The sequence below is a fragment of the Streptomyces sp. NPDC002513 genome, assembly GCF_053595355.1.
Genome location: NZ_JBSFXK010000005.1, coordinates 33,747 through 45,787, shown reverse-complemented (window position 1 = coordinate 45,787; position 12,041 = coordinate 33,747). Strand labels below are relative to the sequence as shown.

Below are 12,041 nucleotides of genomic sequence, written 5' to 3'. Positions count from 1 at the left end.
GCGTCGCGTCGGTCAGCCCTGCTGGAACAGCTCCGCGGGAAGTGGCTTCAGCAGCGCGTACAGGTCGTCGGTGATCGGGCGGTCCCAGGCCGCGATGGTCACGAGGACGTGGTCGCTGCGGTCGAACTGGACGCAGGAGATCCGGCTCTCGGAGAGCTTGAGGCGGCGCACGATGAGGAGGTTGTCGCCCTGCATCACCGGGATGTCCTCGGTCCCGACGACGGTGACCTCCTCGTCGTTGCCCAGCGCGAGCAGGAGCTGGGCCACCTCGAAGGGGACCTCGCCCTCGGCGATGTCGCGGGCCGGGGAGCCCTCCGGCAGATTGCCGATGATCATCGCGGTGCCACGGCCGCCGAACAGGTCGTACCGCAGGAAGACGCCCTGGCAACTGCCGTCGGGGGCAGGGAGCAGACCGGCACCGAGATTGCCCGGCCAGTCCCCCGGATCCATGGCCAGTACGTCGAAGTCGGGCCCGGCAGGGGTGGCGCTGCGGCGGCGGAGGAAGGACATGCCGCCATGGTACGTGAGCGGAAAGCCGCGCTCTGGGTCCGCCCTCGCGGAAGAACCGGTCATCCGCCGGACCACTCACGCGGGGCGCATCGCGACCGGTGAGGGGGTCGCCTGTCGTTCGGCGTTCGGATCGCGAGGTCAGCCATCGGCATTCAAGGGCGATGGACGTGAATGCCGAAGAAACCGTGGCATTCACGGAAGATCTCCGTCGTTGCCGTCGGTGGTTCGATGTATCGACAGCGGCTCGGGGTGCGGTGAGCGGGTCGTGCGGTCAGCCGTCGGTGCGGGCGGGGTCCGCCGCCGGCGGGATCACCGCGACCGGGCTCGCCGCGTGCAGCAGGACCGCCTGGGTCACCGAGCCGATCATGCGGGCGGGCGCGAGGAGGCGGCGGCGGTGGCGGCCCACGGCGACGAGTTCCGCGCCCTTGGAGGCCGCGACGAGATGTCCCGCCGCGTCCCCGGGCGGGGTCGACAGCTCGATGGGGACGTGCGGGTGCCGTTCGCGGTGAAGGGAGAGGAAGCCCGCGGCCTGGGTCCGGATCTCGTCCTCGACGGCGTTCTCGTCGACGGCCGGAGGCATGAGTTCACCGGGCGCCGGCCAGAGCTGCACCGGGGGCCACGGGTACACGGCGATCACATGCAGCCGGGCGTCCCGGCGGTCCGCCTCCGCGAAGGCGAAGGCGAGGGTGGCCTCCGCGGGACTGTCGACGTGCAGGCCCACGACGACCCGGGGCCCCGGTGCGACGGGCGGGCTCTCGTGCGCCTCGCGTCCCGGGGGCGGTACGACGACCACCGGGCAGACGGCGTCACGGGCCGTGGCGAGGCTGTTGGAGCCGAGCAGCAGGCTGGCGAAGCCCCCGCGGCCACGTGAGCCGAGCACCATCAACTGGGCGCCGGAACCCAGTTCGGGCAGGACCGCGGCCGACGGGCCCTCGGGGGCCGCGTACTCCACGACCGGCCGCTCGGCCCGGCCTTCGACGAGGGCCCGCGCCTGGTCGAGCACGGGGTCCTCGGCCGGCTCCGGGGGGCCTGCCACCAGCACGTCGGGCTGCGCCCAGGGCGCGTACTGCCGTACGTGGACCACACGCAACGGCGCCTTGCGCAGCCGGGCCGCGGTCAGCGCCCAGTCCAGGGCGCGCAGGCTGTCGTCCGACCCGTCGACGGCCGCGACGACCGGCAGGGTACTCATGGAATCTCGCCTCCCGCGCACAGCTGTGATCGTTCCGGGGCCAGCCTGGCGCAGACGGCGGCCCCGGGACGGTTTCCACGGCCGCGTGTCCGCACATTCCGGACCGGGCCGGGGCTGCCCTCGGCGGCGGGACTCAGGTGAGGTCGAACTCTCCCTCCCGCGCCCCTGACACGAACGCACCCCACTCCGCCGGGGTGAAGATCAGGGAAGGGCTCTCGGGACGGCCACTGTTGCGCATGGCGATGAAGCCTTCGACGAAGGCGATCTGGACATCTCCGCGCCCACGGCTGCTGGAGTGCCAGTCGGCATCGGTCAGGTCCAGCTCCGGCTTGTCCCAGCCCGCGAGCGGCTGCTGCTGGGTGATGCTCTCGGCCACGTCCGTGCTCCTCCCGGTTCGTCGTCCGCGGTCAGCCTAGCGATCGTGTCCCCCGGCCGACAGGGCGTGTGGACGGATGCCCTCAGCAGGTGCGCGGCCGGTCGCCGACCAGCCGCATGGAGAAGAACTGGACCCCACTGCCCAGGGCGTGTCCGAGCACCCTGCCGGCGCCCTCCACCTGGTGTTCTCCGGCCTGGCGGCGCACCTGGCGGGCCGCCTCGGCGAAGCGGATCATGCCGGAGGCGCCGATGGGATGCGCGGAGAGGACCCCACCGGGCATGTGGACGGGCAGGTCCCCGTCGAGTTCGGTCACCCCCGATCCGGTGAGCTTCCGGCCCTCGCCCTCCTCGGCGAAACCGAGGTTCTCCAGCCACATCGGGGCCACTTGGAATCCCGGGCCCTCGGCAGGCGGACGGGCTCAGGGCCGGTAGCCGATGTTCTCCATCCGCTGACCCGGCAGACCGCCCGCGCCCAGTCGTTCGAACCGCTCCTGCACGTTGGCCGCGAAGGCCTGCTGCTCGGGGCCCGGATAGGCCTGTCCGGTGACGTTCATGGCGACGGTGAGGACGCCGCTGATCGGCGCTCCGGGGGAGGTGCGCACCGGTGTGCACAGGAAGTCGAAGTCCTGCGGACGCGGATCGTCGTACGTGGTGACCGACGCCCGGGACAGGGTGGTGGGCCGCCCGGTGCGGAAGGCGTCGTCCATCGCGTGGAAGACACCGATCGACTCCAGTCCGGGCAGGACGTGGCGGCCCGGGCTGAACTGCGGGACCCTGCCGAAGGCCGCGCCCTGCTTGCCGTTGGCGTAGCGCAGCAGGTGGTTCGGGCCCTCGGTGAGCATGATGGGGAACGGCGCGCCGTCGAAGACCGCGAACAGCTCCTGCTGCTGGGCCAGCAGACTGTCGCGCAGCTTGAAGTCGGACAGCAGGGTCGCCGTCAGCTCCTGCATGCCTTCCCGCAGCCCGCGGTCCCAGGAGCGGGGTTTGACGTCCGCGACGCACACCGTGCCGAGGATCATGCCGGTGTTGTCGCGCAGCGGGGTGCCGAGGTACGAGCGCACGCCCAGGTCGTTGACGAGCGCGTTGCCCTTGAACCGCGGGTAGTCGAAGACGTCGTCCAGGGCGAGCTGGGATCCCTGGGCCACCACATGGGGGCAGAAACCGTAGTCACCGGGGGCCTCGCGGGAGAGGTTGCTCAGGTCGAAGGCGATCCCGCCGCCGTCCGGGTCGACCTTGTCGTCGGGCGAGGCGGTGGGCACGTACATGCCGCGGAACATCTGCCGCTCGTCGTTGATGAAGTTGACCATGGCCAGCGGTGACTGGGTGAAGCTGGCCGCGAGTCGTGCGACGCGGTCGAAGGTGGCCTCCGCCTCGACGGTGTTGAGGCCGAGAACCTGCAGTCGCAGCGCACGCTGCTCGCCCGCGAGCCGCGCCTGGTCAGTTGAGAGGGGATCCATGAGAGGAGATGAAATCAGAATCCCGGCCTCCGCGGACCGCCCCTCCCGGTAATTTCCGTATCGCTTGTCTCACGCCCAACGGTCCTGGATGCCGAGGGACTTGGCTTCGTCGCTCCCCGAACCGCCCTGACCCGCGGCGCCTCTTCAGCTCCTCGGAGCGGCCCAATCTCAGATTCTGTCCAAATATTTCCAGGTTTCAACCTCGGGCGATCACTTCCCGCCAATCCTTGAACGGCAATCGAGCGGAAACGATTTTGCGTACGACAATCATGCGGTGGGCTGGATTTCGACGCTGAGGCGTCCGATCCAACGCCCCATCGAATGATCGAACTTTGGTTCGAACGCCCGGTGAACGGGGCGGGTGGGGCGCGTCGTGCTGATGCGATCCCTGTGTGATGAGTGTGTGCGATGCACTTGCGAGAGAGGGCACAGCAGGGTGGGGCAAGTACGGTTCGAACTGCGGGCCGCCCGTCGGAAGCGGGCACGACGGCGCCGTTTCGGCCAGAGCGCCGTGCATGAGTTCACGCCAAGATCCACGCCGCTTTCGGCGGCCGGGCACCCCCGCGGAGGCGAGGGCCCGCCGTCCTTCCCCGGGGACTCGCCCGACTGACGGGCGAACCCGGTACGACGACATCCGGGGCTGAAGGCCTCACCGCCCTCTTCCGCCCGGAAACGGGGGCCGGCGGTATGACGGCGTGCTGGACGCGAGGCCGTGCCCATGGCGCCGCCCAGCAATGCCGTGACGCCGCGTCAGCCCCCGCACGGTCATGCGGAAAGGTCAACTGCGCCATCCCGTAGGGACAGTGGCGAAGCATCGAAGGAGTGACGTCATGAACAGGTCGGACGTGGACGCCCGGTCGGTGGCGGTGATCGGCATGGCCTGCCGGCTCCCCGGCGCCTCGGGGCCCGACGAGCTGTGGGACCTGCTGACCGACGGCGTCGACGCCACCAGCGAGACACCGCCTGAGCGTTACGACGTGGACGCGCTCCACTCCCCCACCCCGGGCCCCGGCCGCATAGCGGGCCGTCGCGCGGGCTATGTGGACCAGGTCGCCGAGTTCGACGCCGAGTTCTTCGGAATGTCCGCCACGGAGGCGGTGGAACTCGACCCGCAGCAGCGGCTGCTGCTGATGACGGCCTGGGAGGCCCTGGAGGACGCGGGACAGCGGCCCGACCTGCTCGCCGGAACCCGGGCCGGGGTGTTCGTGGGCAACGCCCGTGCGGACTATCTGGAGCTGGCCCTGCGCCGGGGCCCGGAGGGCGCCACCGCCTCGCAGCTGAACAACTTCCGCTCACTGCTGCCTGCCCGGCTCTCCCATGCCTTCGACCTCCGCGGCCCCAGCATTGTCGTGGACACAGCATGCTCGTCCTCGCTGGTCGCCGTCCACCAGGCCGTGCAGAGCCTGCGGGCCCGCGAAAGTCCCCTGGCACTGGCCGCGGGCGTCAACATCAAACTGCGCCCGGACGAGGAGCTGGTGATGAGCCAGGCGGGCGGCATGGCCGCCGACGGGCGCAGCAAGTTCGGCGACGCGAGCGCCGACGGCCATGCCCCCGGCGACGCGGTGGCGGTCGTCGTCCTCAAGCGCCTGACGGACGCGCTGGCCGACGGGGACCGTATCCGCGCCGTCATCCAGGGCAGCGCCGTCGGCAACGACGGCCGCACCAGCGACTCGGTGCTCAACCCCTCCCTCCAGGGCCAGATCGACGTGCTCCGCTGGGCGTACGAGGACGCCGGGATCGCCCCCTCGGACGTCGACTTCGTCGAGGCGCACGGCTCCGGGTCGCCCGCGCTCGACCCCCTCGAACTGACCGCGCTGGGCCGGGTGCTGGGCGACGGGCGGCCGGCGGACCGGCCGCTGCTCGTCGGCTCGGTCAAGACGAACATCGGGCACGCGGAGGCCGCGGGCGGGCTGGCCGGGCTGGTCAAGACCGTGCTCTGCCTGGAGCACGGCCAGGTTCCCGCCACCCTGCACCTGACCACCCCGAACCCCCAGGTGCCCTGGGACGAGCTGCCGCTGGTGGTGCCCGACGCGCTCACCGACCTGCCGCGCACGGACCGGCCCGCCGTCGCCGGGATCTCCGGGCAGGGCTCCTCGGCGCTCAACGCACACGTGGTGATCCGCCGGCCCGCCCCCGCCGAGGCACCCGGCATACCCGCCGAGCCGGAGCGCCGCACTCCGTACGTTCTCGCACTCTCGGCGCGGAGCCCCGCCGCCCTGGAGGCGCTCGCCCGGTCGTACGCCGACTACCTCTCCCCGGACGGCGCGGGTGCCGCGTACCCGGTGCGCGACATCTGCTTCAGCGCGGCCACCCGCCGGTCACATCACGCCCATCGGCTGGCGGTCATAGGAGCGAGCCACGAGGAGCTGGCCGCGGCACTCGGCGGATCTCCCGGAGTGGGCGGCAGGCCTCTGACGGCCGTCGCCGGCCGCTACCGCCGGGGCGAGGACGTGGACTGGGCCAGGGTGTTCGGGGACGGCGGCCGCTTCGTGCCGCTGCCCGCCTACCCCTGGCAGACCCAGCGGTACTGGCCCGGCGAACAGCACGACGACGGGGGCGACCTGGCGGCCTGGGTGCTGCGCGAGCACGCCCGCACCGGGTTCGACGACGCCTCCACCCTCACCGACATCGGCATCGACTCCCTGGCGAGGCTGCGGATCGTGGTGGAGCTGACCAAGCGGTCCAGCCAGGAGGTCGACCCGGAGGAGTTCGGCAGGCTGCGCACCGTGGGCGAACTGCGCCAGTGGACACGCGCCCTCGAGGGGGCCGCCCGATGACCCGGCCGGAGACCGCCTACGACTGGTTCGCCCGCTCCGCGGACGCCTACGGCGACAAGGCCGTCGCACTGGAGGTGGGCGAGGACCGGATCACCTACGCGGACCTGCGCGACCTCGCGGAACGGCTCGCCGCCCGGCTGGTCGACGCGGCCGGCGGCGTCCCCCCGCGTCGGGTGGGCCTGCTGGCGAGCCGCTCGGTGACCGCGTACGCCGGCTACCTCGCCGCCCTGCGGACCGGCGCCGCCGTCGTCCCCCTCAACCCCGAGCATCCCTCCGCCCGCACGGCGGACATCGTGAAGGCCGCCGAGGCGGAGGTCGTGCTCGCCGACGCCGACGCGGGGGACGCCGACCCGGGCGTGCCCGTCCTCACCGTGGGCCCCGCGGAACTGGCCGCACTCGCGGCCGCTCCGGCCCCCGAGGCCGCGTACCCGCAGCCCGGTCCGGACGACCTCGCGTACATCATCTTCACGTCCGGCTCGACCGGCGCCCCCAAGGGCGTACCGATCCCGCACCGCAACCTCTGCGCCTACCTGGAACAGGTCGCCCCCCGGTACGGCGTCGCACCGGGCAGCCGGCTGTCGCAGTCCTTCGAACTGACCTTCGACGGCTCCGTGCACGACCTGTTCGTCGCCTGGGCCGGCGGTGGCACGCTCGTGGTGCCCCAGCGCAGCCAGTTGCTGTCGCCGGTGAGGACGATCAACAATCTGCGGCTCACCCACTGGTTCTCGGTGCCCTCGCTGATCTCCTTCGCCTCCCGCCTCGGCACCCTGAAGCCGGGCAGCATGCCCACGCTGCGGTGGAGCGTCTTCGGCGGCGAGCCGCTCACCCTGGACATGGCCCGGCAGTGGCGGGCCGCCGCCCCGGACAGCCGCCTCGAGGTGCTCTACGGTCCCACCGAACTCACCGTCTCCTGCACCGCGTACCGGTTTCCCGACGACCCGGCCGACTGGCCCGACACCCCGAACGGGACCGCTCCCATCGGCACCGCGTACCCGGTGCTCGACCTGCTCCTGCTCGACGAGGACGGACGGCCCTCAGACAGCGGCGAACTGTGCGTCCGCGGGCCCCTGCGCTTCCCCGGATACCTCGACCCGGCGAACGACGCGGGCCGCTTCCTGGCCCCCGACGGCCGCCCCGGGGGCGACGAGCCGCCCACCGATCTGCACTGGTACCGCACCGGGGACCGGGTCGCCCTGCGCGACGGGCACCTCGTCCATCTCGGGCGGACCGACCACCAGGTGAAGATCCGCGGCCACCGGATCGAACTCGGGGAGATCGAGGCGGCGTTGCGGCGGCTGCCACAGGTGCGGGAGGCGATCGTCCTCGCCCTTCCCGCCCCCGACGGCGAACCGGAACTCCAGGCGGCGGTCAGCGCCACCGGCTGCGACCCCGACGGACTCTACGCGGCCCTGAGCGACCGCCTGCCGCCGTACATGCTGCCGCGCCGGATCACCGTCCTCGACCACCTCCCGCTGAACGACAACGGCAAGGTCGACCGGCGGCTCCTGCGCGAGGAACTCGGGCGCTCCCGCTGACCCGTGCGGGTCCGGACCCCGGCACCACACCACCCCACTTCCCGACGTCAGTTGTGAGGCGACCCAGATGTTCGACGCCATCGTGGTAGGCGCGCGGTGCGCCGGTGCGCCCACCGCCCTGCTGCTCGCCAGAGCGGGGTACCGGGTGCTCCTGCTCGACAAGGCACCGTCCGGCACCGACACGCTCTCCACCCACCTCATCCACCAGCCCGGCGTGGCCGCGCTGGCGCGCTGGGGACTGCTGGACACCGTGCGGGCGTCCGGGTGCCCGCCCCTGGAGAGCGTGGTCTACGAGGTCGCCGACATCCATCTGGAGGGGTGCGCCCGGGGGGTGGAGGGGCAGCGGGCCTCCTACGCGCCGCGGCGCCATGTGCTGGACGCCATCCTGGTGGAGGCGGCGGGGGCGGCCGGGGTCGAGGTGCGCGACCGCTGCCGGGTGACCGGACTGCTGCGCGACGAGAGCGGACGCGTCGTCGGGGTGGAGGGCCGTCACCGGGGCCGCGCCTTCGCCGAACGCGCCCGCCTGGTCATCGGGGCCGACGGGATGCGGTCCACCGTCGCCCATCTCGTACGGGCGCCGTACACGGTGGAGGATCCCCGGCTGACCTGTGCCTACTACACGTACTGGCAGGACGTGCCGGCCGTGCTGGAGCTGCACGAGAGGCCCGGGAGCTGGGTGGCGGCGGTGGCGACCCATGACGCGGCCACCCTCGTCCTCGCCTACTTCCCGCAGTCCCGGTTCGCGGAGGTCCGCGCCGACGCGCACCGGGCCTACCGCGAGCAGATCCGCACCACCGCCCCCCGTCTGTACGAGCGGCTGCGCGACAAGGAGCCGGTGGAGCGGCTGCGCGGCACCGGCGACCAGCAGAACTTCTTCCGCCAGGCGACCGGGCCAGGCTGGGTCCTGGTGGGCGACGCGGGGCACCACAAGGACTCCATCACCGCGCGGGGGATCAGCGACGCGTTCCTCCAGGCCGAGACCCTCGTACGCCGTCTGGACGGGCGGCTCGGCGGCGATCCGGCCCAGCTCGACGCGGCTCTCGCGGAGTTCGCCGCGGACCGTGACGCCGCTCTGATGCCCGGCTATGAAGCGACGCTCGGCGTTGCCCACCTCACACCGCACGAACAGCGGCTGTCCCTGCTGCGGGCGGTGCAGACGGACCCCGAACTGACGGCCATCTACTTCGACATGGTGGCCGGAATCGAGACGGCGGGAGCCCTGTATACACCCAAGCTTCTCGCTCTGCTCTGATCCGGTTGCCCTCCCGCCGGACAACGCTGGCAATTCACCCCCGCGACCGCCCGTCAACTCCTCTCATTCGGTCCACAGTTGACATGGAGGACTGCTGACGCTGAGCCATGATCCTGATACGGTGCAGCCTGATCGCCGACTTCGGTGACGGTGAGTCACGTCGCCGCCCCCGGCGAGACCCGGCGCTTCGCACCGTCCCTACCGAACCAGTGTTTCGCTGCCGTACGAGGAATCAGATGCCAGGCACCCGCGACCGGCGGACACGCCACAGGTCCGCTCCGCGCAGATCTCTCCGATTCTCGTTTGTCCTGCCCTTCGTCGTGCCCGCCGTCTGTCTCACCGGACTGTGGGGCTACACGGCGGCCGGTCTCGTCGACGAGCACATCCGGTTGCAGGCCGACGCGGACCAGGACGCGACCGTCGCCCGGCCGGCCCAGGACGTGCTGGCCGCCCTGCAGAACGAGCGTCGCCGCACCGCCGGCTGGCAGGCGAGCCGTACCGGCGCCGCCCGTACGGACCTCGACATCGCCCGCAAGAAGACCGACGCCGTTGTCGCGGCCTACCGGGCCGCGGGAAGCCCGGACACCGCGACCCTGCGGCGCCGGGCGCAGGCGCTCGACGACGCGCTGGCGTCGCTCCCCGACCGTCGCGAGGCGATCGACGGGCGCACCCTCTCCGCCGCCGACGCCTTCCAGTACTTCACCGGCACCATCACCGAGGGCGTCTCCCTCGTCACGGCGGCCGTACGCAGCGACGACGCCTCGCTGGCGCACGGGGGTGCCGCCACCGCTTCCGTGGTGCAGATCACGGAGATGCTCTCGCGTCAGGACGCCCTGCTGTCCGGCGCGCTGCCCTCCGGCCGCATGTCCGAGGCGACGCGCGCCCAGTTCGCGGAGTATCTGGCGCTTCAGCGGGAGTTCGGCGCGGGCCTGACCGCCCGGGACCTGCCCGCCGGGGCGGCCGCGTATGCCGGGATCACCGATGGCCCGCGGTGGGCCACGCTGGGTACGGTCGGCGACTCCGTGGCCACGGCGAAGGACACCGGGCTGCCGCGGACGTCTTCGTCGTGGCGGGGCGCCGCCGACGATGTCCTCGGTGATCTCGGGTCACTGGGCACGGACTCCCTTCAGGGGCTGGCCGACGACGCCTCGGGCCGGGCCGACGACCTGCTGCTCGGCCTGCTCCTGGGCACCGCCGCCACGCTGGCCGCACTCGCCGGCGGCGCGGTGCTGGCGCTGCGCGCCCGGGGCGCCACGCTGAGCCGGGTCTCCGAACTGCAGTCGTGGACCGAGGAGCTGACCCGCACGCTGCCCCAACTGCTCACCCGAATAGAACGGGGCGAGCGGGTCGACCCGGCCGTGCTCGCCCCGCAGGGCCCCCACGGCACGGACGAGCTGGAGCGGCTGGCCGGCGCCATCGACCGGCTGGGCCGGGTCGCGGCGGACACCACGAGGCGCCAGTCCGTGGGCCGCGAGGGCACCGAGAAGGTCTTCGCCCAGCTCATCCGGCGCACCCAGATCCTGATCCACCGCCTCATCTCGCTCCTGGACGACCTGGAGCGCAAGCACGAGGACTCCGACCTGCTGAAGGACATCTTCAAGGTCGACCACCTCGCCACCCGTGTGCGGCGCCACGCGGAGAACCTGGTGATCCTCAGCGGTTCCCCGCCCAGCCGCCGGATGACCGCGCCGGTGTCCCTCACGGATGTGATGCGCAGCGCGGTCGCCGAGACCGAGCAGTACACCCGTGTGAAGGTGAAGAACCTGCCCGCGGACCGGCGTGTCGCCCTCGCGGGGCGGGCCGTCGCGGACGTCACGCATCTGCTGGCCGAGCTGATCGAGAACGGCACGAGCTTCTCCCCGCCGGACACCCAGGTGTCCGTGAGCGCGACGAAGGTGGCCAAGGGCCTCGCCATCCATGTCGAGGACCACGGTCTCGGTGTGCCGCCCGACAAGATGGCGTACGCCAACGAGTTGCTCGCCCATCCGCCCAAGCTGGACATGACGTCCCTCGGGGAGGATCCGCGGCTCGGTCACTTCGTGGTGGCCCGGCTCGCCGAGCGGCACAAGATCAAGGTGGAGCTGCGCGACTCCGTCTACGGGGGCACGCTCGTCGTCGTCCTGCTGCCCTCGGCCTTGCTGGAGGAGCTCGATTCGCCGGTCCTGGACCAGCTCAGGTCGGCCGCCGCGGCGGCCAGCCAGGCGCTGGAGCCCGAGCGGTCGCAGGCCGCCTGGGGCATCGAGGACAGGGTGCCCGCGGCCACGGAGGAGCAGGCACCGGCGGGCACGCCGGTGGGGGCCGCCGGGTTCGCGGCCGCCGCGGTGGACGCCGGCGGGGACACACTCACGCACACACGCCTTCCCGACCACAGCGGCTTCCCCGGATACGGAGGTGCGGGTCTGTTGCCACCCGTGTCGGACCACCCTGTGCCGTCCGGGCCCGGCCCGTGGGGGCCGAACCGGGACACCCCGGGCCCGCGGGCGCACACCACGGGCCATCCGGCGGCTTCCGGCTCGCAGCCCGGGTCTTCCGCGATGGCGACCGGAGCATCCGCAGCGGCGTCCGAGCCTTCCACGGTGACGCCCGGGCCTTCCGCGATGGCGACCGGGCAGGCCGGACCGCCGCCCGGCCGTGAACCCGGCGCAGGGGCCGCCGGGCAGGCGCCGGTGTCCGATGCGGGGCGCCCCCTGACGACCCCCCGGGTCCTGCCGCACCGGACCCGGGGAGCCAGCCTCGCGCAACAGCTGCGCCGGGAAGCGGCACAGACACATGGCCGGCCCGAGGGCGAGGAGGACAACGGCGTCATCTCACCGGACGCGTCGGCGCGCGCGATGATCGCCATTCAGCAAGGGCTGAAGCGGGCCCGGATGTCCGAGATGAACAGGCCGGCCGGTCCGGACGGCCGGCCGGGGGATGCGAGGGATCCCGATGCCCACCGACTGTGAG

Annotated in this window: 8 protein-coding genes and 1 pseudogene; 4 read left to right on the top strand and 5 right to left on the bottom strand. The window is 72.5% G+C overall.

From position 1 onward, the window contains the following. Positions 1 to 12 precede the first annotated feature (12 nt). The 5 genes and pseudogenes from ACWD5Q_RS05440 to ACWD5Q_RS05420 all read right to left on the bottom strand — a co-directional run bounded on the left by ACWD5Q_RS05440 (position 13) and on the right by ACWD5Q_RS05420 (position 3,531). Positions 13 to 510, bottom strand: coding sequence for a hypothetical protein (locus ACWD5Q_RS05440; protein WP_451425691.1), 498 nt, complete (start codon positions 508 to 510; stop codon positions 13 to 15). 271 nt (positions 511 to 781) lie between these two features. Beyond that, positions 782 to 1,699, bottom strand: a complete 918-nt coding sequence (locus tag ACWD5Q_RS05435) for a universal stress protein (RefSeq protein WP_451425690.1) — start codon at positions 1,697 to 1,699, stop codon at positions 782 to 784. A gap of 133 nt (positions 1,700 to 1,832) precedes the next feature. Then, positions 1,833 to 2,075 (bottom strand): DUF397 domain-containing protein, encoded by a 243-nt coding sequence (locus tag ACWD5Q_RS05430; protein ID WP_451425689.1) that lies wholly within the window; start codon positions 2,073 to 2,075, stop codon positions 1,833 to 1,835. An 82-nt stretch (positions 2,076 to 2,157) separates the two neighbouring features. After that, positions 2,158 to 2,454 (bottom strand): annotated as a pseudogene (locus ACWD5Q_RS05425) (thiolase C-terminal domain-containing protein); the annotation flags it as partial. Positions 2,455 to 2,493: 39 nt separating this feature from the next. Then, complete coding sequence (locus ACWD5Q_RS05420; RefSeq protein WP_451425688.1) at positions 2,494 to 3,531, bottom strand: GAF domain-containing protein; 1,038 nt, start codon at positions 3,529 to 3,531, stop codon at positions 2,494 to 2,496. A gap of 830 nt (positions 3,532 to 4,361) precedes the next feature. Between ACWD5Q_RS05420 and ACWD5Q_RS05415 the strand changes: the two genes are divergently transcribed. The 4 genes from ACWD5Q_RS05415 to ACWD5Q_RS05400 all read left to right on the top strand — a co-directional run bounded on the left by ACWD5Q_RS05415 (position 4,362) and on the right by ACWD5Q_RS05400 (position 12,040). Beyond that, entirely contained in the window at positions 4,362 to 6,308 is a 1,947-nt protein-coding gene (locus tag ACWD5Q_RS05415; RefSeq protein WP_451425687.1) for a beta-ketoacyl synthase N-terminal-like domain-containing protein, read from the top strand. Next, positions 6,305 to 7,843 carry an amino acid adenylation domain-containing protein gene (locus tag ACWD5Q_RS05410; protein WP_451425686.1) on the top strand — a complete coding sequence of 513 codons (1,539 nt, stop codon included), beginning with the start codon at positions 6,305 to 6,307 and terminating at the stop codon, positions 7,841 to 7,843. Before ACWD5Q_RS05415 ends, ACWD5Q_RS05410 begins: the two co-directional genes overlap by 4 nt. A gap of 67 nt (positions 7,844 to 7,910) precedes the next feature. After that, entirely contained in the window at positions 7,911 to 9,095 is a 1,185-nt protein-coding gene (locus ACWD5Q_RS05405; RefSeq protein ID WP_451425685.1) for an NAD(P)/FAD-dependent oxidoreductase, read from the top strand. A gap of 320 nt (positions 9,096 to 9,415) precedes the next feature. Then, the gene (locus tag ACWD5Q_RS05400) at positions 9,416 to 12,040 is read left to right on the top strand and encodes a nitrate- and nitrite sensing domain-containing protein (protein WP_451425684.1); all 2,625 of its coding nucleotides are present in this window, start codon (positions 9,416 to 9,418) and stop codon (positions 12,038 to 12,040) included. The last annotated feature ends 1 nt before the right edge of the window (position 12,041 follow it).